The following is a 17,145-nucleotide window of genomic DNA, read 5'->3' as shown; positions in this document are numbered from 1 at the left end:
TCAGTCTTCGACGGTTTCGGCGACGGCATCGGTTTGGCGCGCGCGCCAGGCGTCGAGCCGCTCGGCCAGCGCCGCGTCATGAGTGGCCAGGATCGCGGCGGCCAGCAGGCCGGCGTTGATCGCGCCGGGCTTGCCGATCGCCAGCGTGGCGACCGGGATGCCACCGGGCATCTGGACGATGGAAAGGAGCGAATCCATGCCCTTCAGCGCCTTGGATTCGACCGGCACGCCCAGCACGGGCAGGCGCGTCATCGACGCGGTCATGCCGGGCAAGTGCGCCGCGCCGCCCGCGCCGGCGATGATGACCTTGAGGCCACGGCCGATCGCTTGGCCAGCATAATCATAGAGACGCTGCGGGGTGCGATGGGCGGACACGACCTTGCATTCATGAGCCACGCCCAGCGCTTCCAGCGTTTCGGCGGCATGGCGCATCGTGTCCCAATCGGACCGCGAGCCCATGATGATGCCGACCTCAACTGCCCCGCTCATATCGCTTCCCCTGACAAGGCGGTTCATCGGGCCGCCCGGAAAGCAAAGCCCCTTAGCGGCCGGGCCGCCAAGGGGCAATGTAGATTCGGCTCAAAACCCGTTCGTTTCGAGCATGTCGGGAAACGAGAAGCGCTGCGCCGGCCGCTTCTCGACTTCGCTCGAAACGAACAGGGGCTTCAGCGTTCCGACAGATAGTAGCGCTCGATCGCGCTCAGATCGTCCGCCAGATCATAGACGATCGGCTGGCCGGTCGGGATTTCCAGTTCGGTGATCTCGTCGTCCGGAATGTTCGACAGATGTTTCACCAGCGCGCGCAGCGAATTGCCGTGGGCGGAGATCAGCACGCGCTTGCCGGCCTTCAGGTCGGGCGCGATCCGGCTTTCCCAATATGGCAACACGCGCGCGATCGTGTCCTTCAGGCTTTCGGTGGAGGGGATGGCGATACCGGCATAGCGGCGATCCTTCGACAGGTCGAACTCGCTGCCCGCTTCCAGCACCGGGGGCGGGATGTCGAAGCTGCGGCGCCAGATCTTGACCTGCGCGTCGCCATGCTTCGCCGCCGTCTCCGCCTTATCCAGGCCGGTGAGGCCGCCATAATGGCGCTCGTTCAGGCGCCAGTCCTTCTCGACCGGCAGCCACAGCCGGCCCATTTCCTCCAGCGCAAGGTTCAGCGTCTTGATCGCGCGGGTCTGGAGCGAGGTATAGCACTGGTCGAAGTCCAGCCCCTTGTCCTTCATCAGGCGACCCGCCGCGCGGGCTTCCTCTGCCCCCTTCTCGGTCACGTCCACGTCCCACCAGCCGGTGAAGCGGTTTTCCAGGTTCCAGGCCGACTGGCCGTGACGGATGAGGACGAGAGTGGGCATGGGGCACGTCTCCTGCGCGTGGGCGTTCGTTGCGCTCCCCATAACGGGCAAAATCGCGGGCGCAACCCTTGCGGGCGCTCGGTTCAGGCCCACATTGCAGTCGGTCGGGCGATGCGATAGCGGTTGCAGGACCGCTCAGGGATAAGGACGCGACGATTTGGCATTTGTGAAGGGCGCCTGGCGCATATTGGTCGCGATCAAGGACGGCCTCGTCCTGCTCTTCCTGCTGCTCTTCTTCGGCGCTCTCTATGCCGCCCTGTCCTTTTCGCCGACGCCGGGCAAGGCCATCGGTTCTGGCGCGCTGCTGCTGGACCTGGACGGCAGCATCGTGGAGCAACCGGCCGAGGTCAGCCCAATGGCTCTGCTGAGCGGCTCCGGCCCGGAGGCGAAGGAATATCGCCTGTCCGACGTCGTCGCCGCGCTCGATGCGGCGAAGAGCGACGGCAAGGTGAAAGCGGTGGTGCTGAACCTCGATGGCTTCCTGGGCGGCGGCCAGGTCGCGATCGCGCGCGTCGGCAAGGCGCTGGACGCGGTGCGCGCCGCGAACAAACCGGTGCTGGCCTACGCCACTCTCTATACCGACGACAGCTATCAGCTCGCCGCCCATGCCAGCGAGATTTGGAGCGACCCGCTGGGCGGAGTCGCCATCATGGGGCGGGGCGGCTCCAATCTCTATTATAAGGGGCTGATCGACAAGCTGGGCGTCAATACCCATGTCTATCGCGTCGGCACGTACAAGAGCTTCGTCGAGCCCTTCACCCGCACCGATCAATCGCCCGAAGCGAAGCAGGCGAACCAGGCGCTTGCCGGCGCGCTGTGGCAGAATTGGCAGGACGAGGTGGCGAAGGCGCGGCCGAAAGCGAAGATCGCCGCCTATGCCCGGGATCCCGCCGCCGCCGCCCGCGCCGCCAATGGCAATATGGCAAGGGCGGCGCTGACGGCGGGACTCGCCGACAGGCTGGGCGACGAGGCCGCATTTGGCGAACGCGTCGCGCAGATCGCGGGCGAAGCCTCCAGCATCAAGGAGGGCAGCTTCGCCAGCATCGACCTCGCCGCCTATGTGAAGGCGCGCAAGCCCGCCAATGACGGCCAGATCGGCGTACTGACCGTCGCGGGCGACATCGTCGATGGCGAAGCCGGCCCAGGCACGGCGGCGGGCGACACCATTTCCGATCTGCTGCTGACTGCGCTGGATGAAAAGCAGCTCAAGGCGCTGGTGGTGCGCGTCGATTCGCCGGGCGGATCGGTCATGGCGTCGGAAAAGATTCGCGGCGCCATACTTCAGGCCAAGAAGGCCGGGCTGCCGGTGGTCGTCTCCATGGCCAATGTCGCGGCGAGCGGCGGCTATTGGGTATCGACGCCGGGCGACATGATCTTCGCGGAGCCGGACACGATCACCGGATCGATCGGCGTGTTCGGCATCATCCCCAGCTTCGAAGGCACGCTGGCGAAGATGGGCATCACCACCGACGGCGTGCGGACCACGCCGCTGTCCGGGCAGCCCGACGTCACCGGCGGCACCACGCCCGAATTCGACCAGATCATGCAACTGGGCGTCGAGGACATCTACCGCCGCTTCGTCGGCCTGGTCGCGCAATCGCGCAAGAAGTCACCGCAAGCCGTCGACGCTATCGCACAGGGCCGCGTCTGGGACGGGGGCACCGCGCGCCAGATCGGGCTGGTGGACCGCTTCGGCGGGCTGGAGGATGCCATCGCCGAAGCGGCGCGACGGGCAAAGCTCGATCCCGCCCAGGCGAAGCCCTATTATATCGAGAAGCAGCCCGACAAGTTCGCCCAGTTCATCCAGTCGATCGCCGACCGCGAGCAGGACGACGCCGACGCCCCCCGCGACATGCTCGCCCGCCAGGCATGGGTGCAGCGCGGCTGGGCCAGCCAGGCGGTGGCCGATGTGAAGGCGCTGGTCACGGGCGCGGGCGTTCGCGCCGACTGCCTTGAATGCCGCGGCTACGGCGCACCCCAGTCGCGCAACGCGGCGGAGGAACGCGGGGTGCTGGCGTTGCTGGCGGGATTGTGGCGATAGGGACTTCGATCGACAGCCTGACCGCCAAACCTGTCCTGGAATTGCGAGAAGGATTGTAAATCCTTTACCTATCACAGCTAAGCCCTGCTGCGGGGGGCGACCACATGACGCAAAAAAACAGTCTCGCGACAATGTCCGTCATAGGCTGGCTGATTGCTGCCGGGCTCGTCATTTGCGGCCTGTTATATCGAACATACTCAATTTCGCTTCCTTCCCCCGGCTTGAATTTCTCCCGACAGCTGGGCGTGGTATTTCTTGCGGCGGAAGTTGCATTCGTGCTGCTCGCCCTCCACAAAGGTGTGAAATTTCGCGAAATCTACGCCGATTTGGATCGAAATATCAGGATCGCGCTGATTGCATTTCTTTGCGTCTTCTGGTGGAGCGCTTTCTTCACATCCCCAAATACCTTTGGTTCAATGGCGCTGACGCTCAGATGGATTGTACATCTGGCGTTCGGCGCTGCCATTTACGGTAGTTTGAGTGTTGTCCCTCGCGAGAGCGTCTCGCGTCTCATCGCTCCGGTTATTGCAGCATTGTTTGCGCTCTCCCTTCTGACGGCCTGGCATTTCCTCTCGGCGTCCGAGGGCATATCGATGGGCGACTCGCCCTTTGGCTGGGGCGTTGCCATACCGGGCTTCATATCGGGCCGTTTGTTCGGCGCCTTCTGTGGGGCCGTTCTGGCTTTCATGCTCGGCGAGACATGGCTGGCCTCCAATGAAAAACGCGCCTCGGCATGGCATTATCTGGCCATCATCCTGCTTGCGGGGATGGCAATCTGGTCGGGCACACGGGCGGCGGTGTTCGGGATCATATGCGCCTTGCCGATCGCGGCCCTGTTTTCCCGCACGCGTCCCAACCTGATCTTCATGATCGGGACGTCGGCCTGCCTTTTCGTCGCCTATATGCTGGCGACGTCATTGCTGCCGTTTGGCGACCCCTATTTTCTGCTGTTCGAAGCGAAGGATGTGTCGAGCGGGAATGCGGCAATGGGGGGCCGCGTGAACCTGTGGTCATCAATGGCGTCGCTGTGGCTTGAGCACCCCCTTTTCGGCGCGGGGGAAGGCGCGTCCATCTGGCTGGCGCCTGCGGGCGTGTTTCCGCATCTCCAGCCTCATAACGCCATTCTTCAGTTCCTGCTGAGTTGGGGGCTGGTCGGCACCATTCCTGCCCTCTATCTTCTCGTCCGAGCCATATGGCACGCCCATCAGGCGGTGTTAGTGCGACCCGACCTCATGCCCGTGCTGGCCATGCTCGACGCGCTGCTGGCGATGGCAATGCTTGACGGAATGCTGTTCTTCCCGAGATTTATCGTTCTGATATTTGCCTGCATCGCGATACTTCTGGCCGCCAGCAGAGCAACCCGGACTGAAGGTGGGACGAATATGTTGGCAAGCCCCACTGGGATCGAGCATAGCGCTGTCGGTAGCGCGGCAGTTCCCGGCCCACTCCGGGACGGTCGCTAGCTTTTGATCCGATTGCATCGGATCAGCCGCTCCGGATTATTGGTTTTACGCGATTTTCGAGTCATCGGATGATTCCATCTGATCAGAAATCGCCCTACCCCTGCTCATCCCGATAGACCGGCAACCCCAGCCCCCGCCGGATCGCCGCCGCCCGCAGCGCGAAGCCCAGCAGCGCGGCGATCATACCGGCGACCGGCATGTCCAGCCCGATCCAGCGCAGCGCCACGAACAGCCCCGACGCAAAGGCAGCCACCGTCACATAGAGTTCGGGTCTGAGCAGGATCGACGGCTCGCCCGCCAGCAGGTCGCGCATGATGCCGCCGACGCAGCCCGTCACCACGCCCATCATGCCCGCGACGAAAGGCGGCACGCCGAAGCTCATCGCCTTGGCCGCGCCGAACACCGCGAAAGCAGCCAGGCCCACCGCGTCTAGCCAGTCGAGCGCCCGCTCCTTCCACCAGCGGCGCGGGGTGAACCAGACGACCAGCGCCGCCGCCATGCAGGCGATCGCCGGCACCGCGTCCACCACCCAGAAGACCGGCGCCCCGATCAGAAGGTCGCGCACCGTGCCGCCGCCCACTCCCGTCACCAGCGCGAAGAAGGCGAAGGTGACGAGTGTCTGCTGCAGCCGCGCGGCGGCCAGCGCGCCCGATGCGGCGAAGACGAATGTGCCGATGATGCTCAATGTTTCAAGCACCGGACCGATCGACGGGGGGAGCAGCGGCGAATGTGGAAGCATGAGACCATCCCTACAGCCGGATGGCGTTCGTGTGAATCGGCATTGCGAACGAAGTCGGGTATCCTGCGCGCAAGCGCCCTCGCCCCCCTCTCCCGAGCAGCCGTGTCAGGCCATCGGTCCCAAGGCCCGGCGCGAACCCGACCCCGTTCGTCGTCAGTCATGACCGTCATCCCCGCCCAGGCGGGGGATGACGGCCGGATATCACTTGCGTCCCGGCTCCGCCGCCAGCCGACTCATCAATATGGCGGCGCGCTTCGCCTGACGCTTCATGCTCGCCAGATCGACCTTCTCCGCCGGGCTATGGTCGCCACTGGAAGCCGGCCCCAGCCCGACCAGTCCGTCCGTATCCTGCGCGACGAAGGCGATGTCGCCCGCGCCGCGCTTGAGCGGATCGAGCGCGGGCATTTCGGCCAGGCCCAGGTCGCGGTTGATGCCGTTCAGCTTGGCCAGCAACGCCCTGTTGCCATCAGTGGGCGCCATCGACGGATAGCCGAGGTCGAAGGTGATGCTGGCCGACGTGCCGTTGAGGTGCCCGCTGTCGACGATCGCCTGCATTTTCGCCTGCACCCGGCTGGTCTGCTCCTCGCTCAGCGTCCGGAAATCACCCTTCGCCACCGCGACCGGCGGGATGATGTTGGTCTTGCCCGTCACCGCGATCCGCACGCCGTCCTTGTCCACCTCCGCGCTCTGGCCGCCGCCGATCAGCCCGACATTGAAGGTCAGGTTCGGTTCGGGCAGTTCCTTGCGGAAGGCCGTGATGATCCGCGCCAGTTCATAGATCGCGCCGTCGCCCGCCTTTTCGGAGAAGATGCCCGAGCTATGGCCCGACTTGCCCGTCGCGCTCAGCGTCCAGCTGTTGGAGGAGCGGCGGGCGATCGAGCCCATGTCCTTGCCGTCTTCCTGGGACAGCCCCTCGAAATCGAGCGCCACATCGGCGCGCTTGCCCGCCGCGACCAGATCAGCGCGCGCGATCGAGACGGGATCGCCCGAATCCTCCTCGTCGCCGGTCAGCACCACTTCGATATTGGCGGTCTTCAGCGTGCCTGCTGCCTGCATGGCCTTCAACGCCAGCAGCATCGTCGCCACCCCGCCCTTGTCGTCGGCTGCGCCGGGGCCACGGGCGAAGTCGCCTTCGCGCACGAAGGTCTGGAACGGCGAATCCGGTTCGAACACGGTGTCGAGATGGCCGATCAACAGCATCTTCGTCGTGCCGGCTCTGCCCTTGTGGACCGCAATCAGATGACCGGCCCGCTTGGCCGCATCCATCGGCTTCCACGTCACGGCAAAGCCCAGCGCCTCGAACTCCGGGCGCAGCATGTCGGCCACCGCCTTCACGCCCGGAAAGTTCATCGATCCGCTATTCTGGTTCACCAGTTTTTCGAGCAGCACGACGGACGGTTCGTAGCCCGCCTCCACGCTTGCTCCGATCTTGCGCTCGGCCGGGCTGAGCGCCGCATGGGCGATCGGCGCGCCGCCCAACAGCAGCGCGCCCGCGATCAGCGACCGAATCACTTGGCCAGTTCCGCCTCGATCGCGGCGACCAGCGCTGGGTCGTCAGGCGCCGTCGTCGGCGCGAAACGGGCGGCGACGCTACCGTCCCTGCCGATCAGGAACTTCTCGAAATTCCACAGGACTTCGGGCTGTTCGGTCGGTGTCATGCCATAACCTTTCAGCTTTTCGCGAAACCCGTCGCCCTCGCCCTGCGCTTCAGGCTGCGCGCTGGTCAATGCGGCGTAGAGGGGATGCTTTTCGGGGCCGGTGACGACGATCTTCTCGAACATCGGGAAATCCACGCCGAAATTGGTGGTGCAGAAGCTGGCGATCTCGTCGTTGCTGCCCGGCTCCTGCGCGCCGAAATCATTGGCGGGAAAACCTGCCACGACCAGCCCCTTGGCCTTATAGTCGGCATAGAGCTTTTCCAGCCCCTCATATTGCGGGGTCAGCCCGCATTTGGAGGCGACATTGACCGCCAGCACCACCTGGCCAGCATAATCCGCCAGGCTGGCGTCCGTCCCCTTGATCGTCTTGAGGGGAATCTGCTGGATATCAGTCATTTATCGTCTCCTGAAAGTAGGTCGGCGCCGACCTTGCCATCATATCGCCGCGCCGAAAAGATGCCCCGCGCCCGCCGTCACCGCCATCGCCAGCGCGCCCCAGAACAGCGTGCGCAGGATCGACCGCAGCGGCTTCGCTCCGCCCAGCCGCGCCCCGGCATGGCCCAGCATGGCCAGGCAGAGCAGGCAAATCCCCACGATCGCGATGATGGCCTCGCTCGCCGGCACGAGCGCGGCGGCCAGCACCGGCGGCGCCGCTCCCGCCGCAAAGCTGGCGGCGGAGGCCAGCGCGGCCTGCACCGGACGCGCGGTCGCGATTTCGGAAATGCCCAGCTCGTCCCGCGCATGGGCCGCCAGCGCATCGGCCGCCATCAACTGCTGCGCCACCTCGCCCGCCAAGTCCGGCGTCAGGCCACGTTCGACATAGATGTCGCGCAATTCCGCCCATTCGGCATCGGGCTGGGTGGCGAGCGCCTTCCTCTCCTTGGCAAGATCGGCCCGCTCCGTGTCCGACTGCGCGCTGACGGAAACATATTCCCCTGCCGCCATCGACATGGCGCCCGCCACCAGCGAAGCGATGCCGGTCAACAGGATGGTCTGCGCGTCCGCGCCCGACGCCGCGATGCCGGTCATCAGGCTGGCGGTGGACACGATCCCGTCATTCGCGCCCAGGACCAACGCCCGCAGCCAGCCGACGCGGTTCACATAATGAACCTCATGATGGGGCTGTGCGGATGCGGTCTGCGTGTCCATCGGATACCTCGTCCCCGTCGCGTCGCCCCTACCCTGCCGTTCGTTCCGAGCGAAGTCGAGCCCCGAACGGACGCAGGCGTTCAGCCGGCCAGACCCTCGGCCTTCTCTGCCAGTTCCAACCAGCGCTCCTCGGCTGCATCCTTTTCGGCCCGCGCCTTCTCGATCGCGCCGGTCAGCGCGGCGAATTTCGCGGGATCGCGGGTGTAGAGCGCCGGATCGGCCAGCGCCTCCTCGTCCCGCGCGATCGCCGCTTCCAGTTCTTCGATCCGCTTGGGGAGCAGGTCCAGGTCGCGCTGGTCCTTGTAGCTGAGCTTGGCCGATAGGGGCTTTGGCGGTGGCGGAGGCGCGGCCTCCTTCTTCTCCGCCCTGGGTGCCTTGCGCGGGTCGCGCTTGGCGATCCAGTCGGCATAGCCCCCCACGATCACGTCCACCACGCCGGTGCCGTCCAGCCCCAGCGTCACCGTGACGGTGCGATCCAGAAAGTCGCGGTCATGGCTGACGATCAGCACCGTGCCGTCATAGTCCGCGATCACTTCCTGCAACAGGTCGAGCGTTTCGAGGTCTAGGTCGTTGGTCGGCTCGTCCAGCACCAGCAGATTGGATTCGCGCGCAAATTCCCGCGCGAACAGCAGCCGCGACCGCTCGCCGCCGGACAATGTGCCGACCTTCGCCTCGGCAAGGCTCGGATCGAACAGGAAATCCTTGAGATAGCCATGGACATGCTTGCGTGACCCCCGCACGTCGATCCAGTCGCCCCCTTCCGCCAGCACGTCGCGCACGCTCTTGTCGCCCTGCATCAGGCTGCGCTGCTGGTCGATGAAGATCATGTCCAGCGTCCTGGCCAGCGTCACCTCGCCGCTGTCGGGCGCCATTTCCCCGGTCAGCAGCTTCAGCAGCGTCGATTTGCCCGCGCCATTGCCGCCGACGATTCCGATCCGGTCGCCGCGCTGCACGCGCAGCGAAAAATCCTTGATGATCGTGCGGTCCCCGAACGCCTTGGTGACATGCTCGGCCTTGATGACGCTCTTGGTCTTGCTGTCGTCGCTCGCCACCGCGATCTTGGCGGTTCCCTGCGGTCCCTGCATCGCCGCGCGCTGGGCGCGCATTTCCCACAGTTTCGCGAGCCGCCCCTGGTTGCGCTTGCGCCGCGCGGTGACGCCGCGTTCCAGCCAGTGCGCCTCGATCTTCAGCTTCGCGTCCAGCTTCTCGGCCGCCCGCGCCTCCTCGGCATAGACCGCTTCCATCCACTGCTCGAACCCGCCGAATCCCACCTCGTTGCGGCGCATCTGCCCGCGGTCGAGCCACAACGTCTGGCGCGTGAGCCGGGTCAGGAAGGCGCGGTCATGGCTGATGACGATGAAGGCTCCGTTGTAGCGCGCCAGCCAGTTTTCCAGCCAGTCGATCGCGGCGATGTCCAGATGGTTGGTCGGCTCGTCGAGCAGCAGCAGGTCCGGCTCGCTCGCCAGCGCGCGGGCAATGGCGGCGCGGCGACGCTCGCCGCCGCTCGCCGTCTTCGCCTCGCGCGACAGGTCGATGCCCAGCTGGTCGGCGATCGCCTCCACCTCATGGGGGGGGGGCGCGAATTCTCCAGCCAGCGCGAAATCGCGCAGCGTGGCAAAGGGTGTCACGTCCGGGTCCTGTTCCAGCGTGATGACCCGCGCGCCCGGCTGGACCGATCGCGTGCCCTCGTCCGGCTCGATTTGGCCGCCGATCAGCTTCAGCAACGTCGTCTTGCCAGCGCCGTTGCGCCCGATCAGCGCCAGCCGGTCGCGCTGCCCGACATGAATGTCGATGCCGCGAAACAGCCAGTGGGTGCCCTGCGAGAGGCCGAGATTTTCGAAGGAGAGGATCGGAGCTGCCATGGCGGTGCAGCTAGAGCATTTTCTTGGGCGGTGGAACCACCTGACGGCTCGGAAAATGCGGAACACACAAACCGGCGGGCGGCCGAGCGCAAGAACGGAACCCGAAAGCTGTCGCACGGCTTTCACCGCATGTCAGCGTCCATTCATCGCACCCGGGCCAAATACGGGTGCAAGGCTTATCGAGGAGAAAATTTCATGAAATCCGCTCTCGCCCTGATGGCGCTCGGCGCCGCCGCACTGCCTGTCGCGGCACTTGCCCAGACCAGCGTCACCATCGCCGAGACCGCGCCGGTGGTGACATTGAACGTCACCGAAAGCGTCGAGGCCGCGCCAGATGTCGCGACCGTCGGCACCGGCGTCCAGACCCGCGCACAGACCGCGCAGGCCGCCATGCAGGACAATGCCGCGCAGACCGAAAGGTTGATCGCAGCGCTGGCCAAGGCCGGCATCGCGAAAAAGGACATCCAGACCAGCGGCATCAATCTCAGCGCCCAATATGACTACAGCAACCGCGACGGCCAGCCGTCCGGCCCACGCTTCATCGGCTATGAAGCGTCGAACCAGCTGACGGTGAAGCTGCGCGACATCAAGCGGGTCGGCGCGTCGCTCGACGCGATGGTCGCGGCAGGGGCGACCAACATCAACGGCCCCAGCTTCTCGATCGAAGATCCCTCGCCGCTCCTCGTCCAGGCGCGCGGCGCCGCGCTGAAAAGCGCCAGGACGCAGGCCGATTTCTATGCACAGGCCGCAGGATTTCGTTCGGCGCGACTGGTGTCGATCAGTGAAAGCAACAGCGGCGGCAATCCGCCGATGCCGATGATGCAAAGCGCGCGCTTCAAGGCCGACGCCGCGCCCGTCACCCCGGTCGAACCCGGTCAGGTGAGCGCCTCGGTGACGCTGACCGTGCAATATGCGCTGGAGAAATAGGGCCGTCGCCAAATCATGATCGTCATCCCCGCTCAGGCGGGTCGAAGAGAGGCGCGTGACTCTCTTCGACCCGCCTGCGCGGGGATGACGAAAAACGGAAACAGCATCCCGCACCGCCATTCACCACCTGTTCAATGCGCTGCGCCTATGCCATGCCCATGATGATGAAGTGGAACAGCCTGACCGCTGCCCTTGGCGCAGCGCTTGCCCTGGCGGTGGCGATCCCCGCCGCCGACGCCGGCAATCGCCGCGACGAACAGGACGCCGCCCGCCGCGCTATGCTGGACGGCCAGGTCATGCCTTTCTCGATGATCAAGCGTCGCGTCGACGCCGCCGTTGGCGGCGCCACCTATGTCGGCAGCGAGTTCAACCCCTCGTCCAACCGCTATCGCCTGAAATATGTGAAGGACGGCAAGGTCATGTGGGTTGATGCGGACGGCAGGACGGGCGATATTATCGGCATGGCGCGCTGACCGGCGCGCCCTTCAACCCTATTCATAACAGAAACGGAACAGCCCCATGCGTCTGCTGATCGTCGAGGATGAACCGAGCCTGGGCCAGCAGCTCAGGAACACGCTGGAGGGCGCGGGCTACGCCGTGGACCTCGCCACCGATGGCGAGGACGGCCATTTCCTGGGCGCGACCGAAAGCTATGACGCGGTTGTGCTGGACCTGGGCCTTCCCACCATCGACGGCCTCACCGTGCTAGACCGCTGGCGCAAGGAAGGCCGCGCTTTCCCCGTGCTGGTGCTGACCGCGCGCGATAGCTGGTCGGACAAGGTGGCCGGTCTCGATGCCGGTGCGGACGACTATCTCGCCAAGCCGTTCCAGAGCGAGGAACTGATCGCGCGCCTGCGCGCGCTCATCCGCCGCGCGTCTGGCAATGCGTCGAGCGAACTGACCGCAGGCGACGTCCGCCTCGATACCCGCTCGGGCAAGGTGACGCTGAAGGGCGATCCGGTGAAGCTCACCGCGCAGGAATATAAGCTGCTCTCCTACCTGCTCCACCACAAGGGCAAGGTGGTCAGCCGTACCGAGCTGATCGAGCATATCTACGATCAGGATTTCGACCGTGATTCCAACACGATCGAGGTGTTCGTCACCCGCATCCGCAAGAAGCTGGGCGCCGACGTCATCACCACCATCCGCGGCCTCGGCTATAGCCTGGACGAGCCGGGGCGGTAATCACGCGTTCCTTTCCCCCCGTTCGGGCTGAGCCAGTCGAAGCCCTCCACTTTTCTTCGAACGGAAGGAAGGCCGTCGGGCTTCGCCCGCCTCCGGCTCGGCAAGCTCAGGCCGAACGGCCGTTCGGGCCAATGTCTAAAGCCGCATGACCGACCTCCAGTCCCCTCCACCCGTCCGCTCCACCGGCTCGATCAGCCGGCGGATGATCGGCATCGCGGCTCTGTGGATCAGCGTGCTGCTGATCGGCGGCGGCGTGGCGCTGGACCGGGTGCTGGCGGATGCGATCACCCGCAATTTCGACGACGGCATGAACTATGTGCTGACCGCGATGATCGCCGCGTCGGAAATCGGTCCGGACGGCGAGGTGCTGTTCAACCGCGAACTCGCCGACCAGCGCTTTCTCGAACCCAATAGCGGCCTCTATTACCAGATCAGCGCCAAGGGGCATGAGGACTGGCGCTCGCGCTCGCTCTGGGACCGCGCGCTCAAGGTGCCGCCGGAACATCATGACCGCCATCTCCATGTCTATGACAGCAAGCAGTTTCCGGGCGAGGATCTGCGCATCATGGAACGCACCGTCATCCTGCCCGGCTCGAACGCGCGCTGGATGTTCATGGTCGCGCAGGCGCGCGAGGGGCTGGACGGGCAGATCAGGACGCTCCGCTCCACCCTCTTCAAGAGCTTCACCCTGCTCGCGCTCGGCCTGTTCGTGCTCGCCACGCTCCAGACCATCTATGGCCTGCGTCCGCTGCGCAAGGTACGGCTGGAAATCATCCGGATGCGAGGGGGCGAGAAGAATCGCGTGACCGAACCCATGCCCGCCGAAGTGCTGCCCATGGTCGAGGAACTCAACGCCCTGCTCGCCCATAATGAACGCCAGGCGGAGGAAGCCCGCACCCATGCGGGCAACCTCGCCCATGCGCTCAAGACCCCGCTCACCGTCATCATGAACGCCGCCACCGCCCGCTCGCCCGACCTGGGCGAAACGGTGATCCGCGAGGCGACGACGATGCGGCGACAGGTCGACCATCATCTCGCCCGCGCCCGCGCGGTGGGGCGGCGCGGCGCGGCACACAGCCGCGCGGAAGTCTGGGCCAGCCTGACCGCCGTGGAGCGCGCGGTGCAGCGCCTCTATCCCGAAGCGCGCGTCGACATGGACGGCGACAAGGAGGCTGCCGTGCGCGTCGAGCGGCAGGATCTCGACGAAATGCTCGGCAACCTGATCGAGAACGCGGCCAAATATGGCGGCGGCAGCGTCTTCGCGACGGTCGGCCGCGCGGCCGGCATGGTCGAAATCCTGGTCGAGGATGACGGCATGGGCATACCGGAGGCCGACCGCGTCCGCATCTTCGACCGCGGCGTGCGCCTCGATTCCGGCAAGCCCGGCACCGGCCTCGGCCTCGCCATCGTCCGCGACGTGGCCGAAATCTATGGCGGCACCGTCGCCCTGGAGGAAAGCGAGGATCTGGGCGGCCTGCTGGTAAGGCTGCGACTGCCGTCGGCTTGATCGGACGGCAGCGCTACCGTGGCATTACCTGTCTGCACGCGGGAAGATCGGTTCATGATGCACGGAACTGGCCAATCCGTCACAAGCTGAAGCCACCATTACACAACGGCTTATACGGTTCCCGCCGGCGCCCGTCATTTCAGGGTGGCATCGCAGGCCCGAATTCGAGGCATAGGGGGGCATTTTGAGATAGGTTGCCAACGCGGAGCCTTGCCAGTCCACAGCCTCATGGAGACTTTAGAGCGGTTTCCCATCCGGCTGCACCGGATCGACCGCTCTAAGTTTTTGGTTTGCCGCATTTTCCGAGTCATCAGGTGATTCCACCTGATTGGAAAATGCTCTAACCAGCCTGTCGAGCGGTGAGGGATGGCGTAAGCGGGCCATTTCGTCCCAGACCGACGGCTTGCATGGCGGAACAGGATAGCGCCGACCGCATCCATGCGGCACCCTTCGCCCACTCGATTCAGGAGAGCCTGCCCATGTCCCTCGATCTCGTCTTCTACACCAATCCCATGTCGCGCGGGCAGATCGCCCGCTGGATGCTGGAAGAGGTCGGCGAAGTCTATGAAACCGTCATCCTCGACTATGGGACTACGATGAAGGCCGCCGACTATCTTACGATCAATCCGATGGGCAAGGTTCCCGCAATCGTCCATCAGGGGCGCGTCGTGACCGAATGCGCCGCCATCTGCGCCTATCTGGCGGACGCCTTCCCCGGCGCCGGTCTGGCCCCGCCCCCTGCCGATCGCCACGCTTATTACCGCTGGCTCTTCTTCGCCGCCGGCCCGGTGGAGGCCGCCGTCACCAACAGGGCGATGGGCTTCGTCCTGCCCGAGGGGCGCGAGCGCGCCGCCGGCTATGGATCGCTCGACGCAGTGCTGGACACACTTGAACAAGCCGTATCGGGCGACGCCTGGATTTGCGGAGACCAATTTACGGCTGCCGACGTCTATGTCGGGTCACAGATCGACTGGGGCCTCGCCTTCGGCACCATGCCTGCTCGCCCCGCCTATACCGCCTATGCCGAAAGGCTCCGCGCCCGCCCAGCCTACCAGCGCCAGAAAGACATTGACGGCGCGCTGATCGCGGAGATGCAGAAGCAGGACTGATGCCGCCGCGTCGCCGTTTCCCGACTATGCTCGAAACGAAGAGCGGTCGGCGCAATGCACATGACAAAAAGGCCCGGTGGATCGCTCCACCGGGCCTTCCCTAATCCGCCTAACCGCGCCGATCAGTCGCGGTTGCCGCCCATGAAGCGCAGCAGGAACAGGAACATGTTGATGAAGTCGAGATAGAGGTTCAGCGCCCCCATCACCACCGACTTGCCCATCATGTCCGTACCCGCGACATGGGCGTAGATGCTCTTGATCTTCTGCGTGTCATAGGCGGTGAGGCCTGCGAACAGCAGCACGCCAAGGCAGCTGATGACCAGGTCCATCGCGCTCGACTTCAGGAACAGGTTGATCAGCATCGCGATGAAAAGGCCGACCAGGCCCATGATCAGGAAGGTGCCGAAACCCGAAAGATCCTTCTTCGTCGTGTAGCCCCAGAGACTGAGGCCCGCGAAGGCGGCGGCGGTCGCGAAGAAGGTCTGCGCGATCGACGTGCCGGTATAGACCAGGAAGATCGACGAGAGCGACAGACCCATCACCGCAGCATAAGCCCAGAACAGCGCCTGCATCGTCACCGTCGACAGGCGGTTGATGCCGAAGCTCATCACCATCACGAACGCCAGCGGCGCGAACATGATGACATATTTCAGTATGCCGGGGCCGGCGAGTATCTGATAGGCAAGCCCGCTCGACGCGAACAGCAGCGCGACGATGCCCGTCAGCAGCACGCCGCTCGCCATATAATTATAGACCGACAGCATGTAGCGGCGCAGCCCGGCGTCGAACGCCTCGCCGCGCGCGGCGGTGGTGCCGCCAAAGCCCGGAATGCCGGCCTCTGTGCCGGGACGGGGGTCGGACCAGTTGGCCATGAAAATCATCTCCTTCACCGGCACTCATCGCCAGCCTTCCTATTATCGGCGCTTCCACGCCCGACTTCAAGTCAAACCGATCAATGCGTGGCACAGCACCGGCTTGTCCCTATATTGGCGCCATGCACCGTCTGTTCGTGGCCATCCGCCCGCCCGCACCGATCCGTTCCCTTCTGCTGTCACTGATGGCGGGCGTGCCCGGCGCGCGCTGGCAGGATGACGACCAGTTGCACCTGACCCTGCGCTTCATCGGGGAAGTCGAGCGGCACCAGGCCAACGACATTGCCGATGCGCTGGCCGCGATCCGTTTCGCGCCCTTCGACATCAGCCTGTCGGGCGTCGGCAGCTTCGACCGCAAGGGCGTGGCGGACACGCTCTGGGCCGGCGTCCAGCCGCGCGATCCGCTGGCGCAACTGCACCGGAAGATCGACCGGGCCTGCGTCTCCGCCGGCCTGGCGCCCGAGGGTCGCGCCTATCTGCCCCATATCACCCTGGCGCGGTTCGGCCGCGCGGGCGGCATGGTGGACGCCTTTCTGGCCGCCCATGCCGCTCTCGCCAGCCCGCCCTTTCCGATCACCGGCTTTAGCCTGTTCGAAAGCCGGATCGGCCATGGCGGCGCCCGATACGAGGCCGTGGCCGACTATGGAGAATTTGAGGACGAATTTGGAGGCGGAGGCCCGGTCGCCCCCGCCTGATCGGCCGCGCGATCAGCCCACCTTGAGCACGCCGCAGGCGACCCGGCCGCCGGCATTACCGGTCGGGTCGGTCTTGTTGTCATCGGCCTGGGCATGGATCACCACAGCCGCGCCATCGGCATCGAGCAGCGGGGTCGCGCCGCCCTGGATGCTGCCATGCGCGACCACATATTCCAGTTCGCCCGCGCCGTCCGACCCGGCGACCATGTTGGGCATGTCGCCCATATGCATACCAGCGGGATTGTCCTTGCCATGCTGCCGCCCGGCCGGGTTCCAGTGACCGCCCGCGCTGGTGAAGTCGGGCCCGGTGCAGGTACCGGTGGTGTGGATATGCACGGCGTGGATGCCCGGCGTCACGCCCTGCGCCTTGACCACGACATGCAGCCCGTCCGCCGCCTCGGTCACCATTGCCTGCCCCCGCGCGCTGCCGTCACCAGCCGCCAGGCTGGCGCGGGCCGTGGGCGCGGCGGGCGCGGCCGCATCCGGGGAAGCGGTGGCGCAAGCCGACATGGCAAAACCAAGCGGCACGGCGAGCAGGATGGGCGTGATCTTCATGGATAATCTCCGGAAAGGGCGCGAGAAAGCT

General features: G+C 65.4%; 17 protein-coding genes. 8 read left to right on the top strand and 9 right to left on the bottom strand.

Going from position 1 to position 17,145, the window contains the following annotated elements; genetic code table 11:
• The gene (gene purE / locus A7Q26_RS06395) at positions 1 to 489 is read right to left on the bottom strand and encodes a 5-(carboxyamino)imidazole ribonucleotide mutase (protein WP_066858309.1); all 489 of its coding nucleotides are present in this window, start codon (positions 487 to 489) and stop codon (positions 1 to 3) included.
• Between the two features lie 176 nt (positions 490 to 665).
• A complete protein-coding gene (gpmA, locus tag A7Q26_RS06390; protein WP_066858306.1) occupies positions 666 to 1,352 on the bottom strand; it encodes a 2,3-diphosphoglycerate-dependent phosphoglycerate mutase in 687 nt (228 codons plus the stop codon).
• Positions 1,353 to 1,509: 157 nt separating this feature from the next.
• Between gpmA and sppA the strand changes: the two genes are divergently transcribed.
• Together sppA and A7Q26_RS06380 are read left to right on the top strand one after the other, a co-directional pair.
• Positions 1,510 to 3,393: a signal peptide peptidase SppA gene (sppA, locus tag A7Q26_RS06385; RefSeq protein ID WP_066858302.1), complete on the top strand. Its 1,884-nt coding sequence runs from the start codon at positions 1,510 to 1,512 to the stop codon at positions 3,391 to 3,393.
• A gap of 104 nt (positions 3,394 to 3,497) precedes the next feature.
• The gene (locus A7Q26_RS06380; protein WP_084439011.1) at positions 3,498 to 4,856 is read left to right on the top strand and encodes an O-antigen ligase family protein; all 1,359 of its coding nucleotides are present in this window, start codon (positions 3,498 to 3,500) and stop codon (positions 4,854 to 4,856) included.
• 94 nt (positions 4,857 to 4,950) lie between these two features.
• On the opposite strand, the gene A7Q26_RS06375 is transcribed toward A7Q26_RS06380, so the two are convergent.
• The 5 genes from A7Q26_RS06375 to A7Q26_RS06355 form a co-directional block, all read right to left on the bottom strand.
• Complete coding sequence (locus tag A7Q26_RS06375) at positions 4,951 to 5,595, bottom strand: trimeric intracellular cation channel family protein (RefSeq protein WP_066858296.1); 645 nt, start codon at positions 5,593 to 5,595, stop codon at positions 4,951 to 4,953.
• Between the two features lie 201 nt (positions 5,596 to 5,796).
• A complete protein-coding gene (locus A7Q26_RS06370; protein WP_066858293.1) occupies positions 5,797 to 7,107 on the bottom strand; it encodes a M20/M25/M40 family metallo-hydrolase in 1,311 nt (436 codons plus the stop codon).
• Entirely contained in the window at positions 7,104 to 7,649 is a 546-nt protein-coding gene (locus A7Q26_RS06365; RefSeq protein WP_066858289.1) for a glutathione peroxidase, read from the bottom strand. The genes A7Q26_RS06370 and A7Q26_RS06365 overlap by 4 nt, the downstream gene beginning before the upstream one ends.
• A gap of 39 nt (positions 7,650 to 7,688) precedes the next feature.
• A complete protein-coding gene (locus A7Q26_RS06360; RefSeq protein WP_066858286.1) occupies positions 7,689 to 8,402 on the bottom strand; it encodes a VIT1/CCC1 transporter family protein in 714 nt (237 codons plus the stop codon).
• 80 nt (positions 8,403 to 8,482) lie between these two features.
• Entirely contained in the window at positions 8,483 to 10,264 is a 1,782-nt protein-coding gene (locus tag A7Q26_RS06355) for an ABC-F family ATP-binding cassette domain-containing protein (protein ID WP_066858283.1), read from the bottom strand.
• A 195-nt stretch (positions 10,265 to 10,459) separates the two neighbouring features.
• Between A7Q26_RS06355 and A7Q26_RS06350 the strand changes: the two genes are divergently transcribed.
• The 5 genes from A7Q26_RS06350 (at position 10,460) to A7Q26_RS06330 (ending at position 14,992) form a co-directional block, all read left to right on the top strand.
• The gene (locus tag A7Q26_RS06350) at positions 10,460 to 11,191 is read left to right on the top strand and encodes an SIMPL domain-containing protein (protein WP_066858280.1); all 732 of its coding nucleotides are present in this window, start codon (positions 10,460 to 10,462) and stop codon (positions 11,189 to 11,191) included.
• Positions 11,192 to 11,325: 134 nt separating this feature from the next.
• A complete protein-coding gene (locus A7Q26_RS06345) occupies positions 11,326 to 11,664 on the top strand; it encodes a hypothetical protein (RefSeq protein ID WP_066858277.1) in 339 nt (112 codons plus the stop codon).
• Positions 11,665 to 11,710: 46 nt separating this feature from the next.
• A complete protein-coding gene (locus A7Q26_RS06340) occupies positions 11,711 to 12,376 on the top strand; it encodes a response regulator transcription factor (protein ID WP_066858274.1) in 666 nt (221 codons plus the stop codon).
• A gap of 202 nt (positions 12,377 to 12,578) precedes the next feature.
• Positions 12,579 to 13,883 (top strand): sensor histidine kinase, encoded by a 1,305-nt coding sequence (locus A7Q26_RS06335; RefSeq protein ID WP_066858271.1) that lies wholly within the window; start codon positions 12,579 to 12,581, stop codon positions 13,881 to 13,883.
• A gap of 479 nt (positions 13,884 to 14,362) precedes the next feature.
• Positions 14,363 to 14,992 carry a glutathione S-transferase family protein gene (locus A7Q26_RS06330; protein WP_066858396.1) on the top strand — a complete coding sequence of 210 codons (630 nt, stop codon included), beginning with the start codon at positions 14,363 to 14,365 and terminating at the stop codon, positions 14,990 to 14,992.
• 122 nt (positions 14,993 to 15,114) lie between these two features.
• Here A7Q26_RS06330 and A7Q26_RS06325 read toward each other — a convergent pair whose 3' ends face one another.
• On the bottom strand, positions 15,115 to 15,864 hold the full coding sequence (locus A7Q26_RS06325) for a Bax inhibitor-1/YccA family protein (RefSeq protein ID WP_066858393.1): 750 nt from the start codon (positions 15,862 to 15,864) through the stop codon (positions 15,115 to 15,117).
• A 122-nt stretch (positions 15,865 to 15,986) separates the two neighbouring features.
• Between A7Q26_RS06325 and thpR the strand changes: the two genes are divergently transcribed.
• A complete protein-coding gene (thpR, locus tag A7Q26_RS06320; RefSeq protein ID WP_066858268.1) occupies positions 15,987 to 16,559 on the top strand; it encodes an RNA 2',3'-cyclic phosphodiesterase in 573 nt (190 codons plus the stop codon).
• Between the two features lie 12 nt (positions 16,560 to 16,571).
• On the opposite strand, the gene A7Q26_RS06315 is transcribed toward thpR, so the two are convergent.
• The gene (locus A7Q26_RS06315; RefSeq protein WP_066858265.1) at positions 16,572 to 17,114 is read right to left on the bottom strand and encodes a superoxide dismutase family protein; all 543 of its coding nucleotides are present in this window, start codon (positions 17,112 to 17,114) and stop codon (positions 16,572 to 16,574) included.
• Between the last annotated feature and the right edge of the window lie 31 nt (positions 17,115 to 17,145).

This window comes from Sphingobium sp. TCM1 (genome assembly GCF_001650725.1).
In the GTDB taxonomy this organism is placed as follows: Bacteria; Pseudomonadota; Alphaproteobacteria; order Sphingomonadales; family Sphingomonadaceae; genus Sphingobium.
This window is presented reverse-complemented; position numbering and strand designations above follow the sequence as displayed.